The organism is Amycolatopsis sp. NPDC051371, assembly GCF_040682155.1.
Classification (GTDB): Bacteria; Actinomycetota; Actinomycetes; order Mycobacteriales; family Pseudonocardiaceae; genus Amycolatopsis.
Genome location: NZ_JBFBAG010000117.1, coordinates 1 through 1,782 on the forward strand (window position 1 = coordinate 1; position 1,782 = coordinate 1,782).

1 protein-coding gene is annotated in these 1,782 nt (G+C 66.9%); it reads right to left on the minus strand.

The window, feature by feature from the left end; all coding sequences use genetic code 11:
- Positions 1–44 precede the first annotated feature (44 nt).
- On the minus strand, positions 45–1,637 hold the full coding sequence (locus tag AB0M59_RS53540) for an MFS transporter (RefSeq protein WP_364632155.1): 1,593 nt from the start codon (positions 1,635–1,637) through the stop codon (positions 45–47).
- Positions 1,638–1,782: the final 145 nt, after the last annotated feature.

Sequence of the window (1,782 nt, forward strand, 5' to 3'; positions counted from 1 at the left end):
AGGCCGGGGCCCGTGTGTGCGGGTCCCGGCCTGTGGGGTGGGGTTTAGGTGTGGATGGCGTCTTCGTCGGTGGTGCTGGTGGTGGGGGTTTCTTCTTCGGTGGGGGGTGGGGGTGGGGGTGCCATCGCGGGGATGTGGCGGATGGTGGCGTAGGCGAGTGCGGCGAGGCCGATGAAGGCAACGGCGCAGATCGCGGCGGTGGAGTTGAGGGCGGTGGTGAAAGCGTTTTGTGCGGCGGTGAGGATGCCGTTGGCGATTTCGGGTGGCTGGGTGCCGGCGGTGGCCGCCGCGGCGGCGATGCTTTCGTTGGCGGTGTGGGCGGCGTCGGTGGGGGTGTTGGCCGGCAGGGTGAGGGCGTGGGTGTAGTAGCCGGTGGCGATGGTGCCGATGGTGGCGACGCCGAGGGCGACGCCGAGTTCGCCGCCGGTGGATTGCAGGGACGCGGCCGAGCCCATGCGCTCGGGGGGTGCGGCGCCCATGACGACCTGGTTGACCAGGACACCGATGGGGCTGCCGCCGATGTAGATGACGCTGGAGCCGATGATCAGCAGTGCGGTGCCGCCGATGACGTCGACCTGGGTGAGCAGGAACATGCCGGCCGCGGCGATGATCAGGCCGGTCATGAGGATGAGGCCGGGGCGGATTTTCTGGCTCAGCGGGGTGGTGAGCTGGATCCCGATGATCATCACGGCGGAGGGGATGAGCAGCCAGAGAGCGGTCTGCAGGGCCGAGTAGCCTTCGACGATCTGCAGGAACTGGGTGATCAGCAGGCCCATGCCGCCTTGGATGGTGGCGAACAGCAGGCCGAGGATCAGGCCGCCGCTGACGGTGCGGATGCCGAAGAGGCTCAGGTCCAGCAGGGGGTGTTCGAGGCGGCGTTGGCGCACGACGAACGCGACGCCGAAGAGGACGCCGAGGACGAACACCACGATCGGCAGGGTGGCCCAGCCGTGGCTGACGGTTTCCTTGAGGCCGTAGATCACCGGCAGGATGGTCAGCAGGGACAGCAGCACGCTGAGCGGGTCGAGCTTGCCGGCCATGGGGTTTTTGATGTCGGGCAGCAGTTTGGGTGCCGCGACCAGCAGGACGATCATGACCGGGATCGCGACCAGGAACACCGAGCCCCACCAGAAGGCGCTCAGCAGCAGCCCGCCGATGGTCGGGCCGATCGCGATGCCGGCGAGCATCGAAGTCGCCCACACTCCGATCGCTGCGCTCATCTGTTTGGGGTTCTGGAACATCGTCATGATGAACGCCAGCGTCGAGGGCATGATCGTGGCACCGGCCACGCCCAGCAGCGCACGGACGATGATCAGCATTTCCGGGCTGGTGGAGAACGCGGCCACGCCCGAGAGCACGGCGAAGGCGGTCGCGCCGACCAGCAGCACCCGGCGCCGGCCGATCCGGTCCCCGAGTGTGCCCATCGTGACCAGGAAACCCGCGATGAGGAACCCGTAGATATCGGTGATCCACAGTTCCTGGGTGCTCGATGTGTGCAGATCCGCCGAAATGTGCGGAAGGGCGAGGAATAGGACCGTGATGTCCATGGCCGCCATGAACGTCGGCAGCGCGAGCACAACCAGCGCCCACCACTCCCGCCGGCCGGCGCTGGGTGGCGCTACGCCTGTGCCAGTCATTTTCTTCTCCTAACCAATGGCGCCTGCCATTCAAACCGGGCGATTTCCACAGCGTGCACGAAAAACCCGAAACACAACATGCACGCAGCGTGAGCATCCCAAGCCCCCACCGCCCCAGCAACTCCCGTCGTGCGCACACAAACGG

Coding starts and splice junctions, on each gene's coding strand:
- AB0M59_RS53540 (WP_364632155.1), bottom strand. CDS start 1,637: ATGACTGGCACAGGCGTAGCGCCACCCAGCGCCGGCCGGCGGGAGTGG.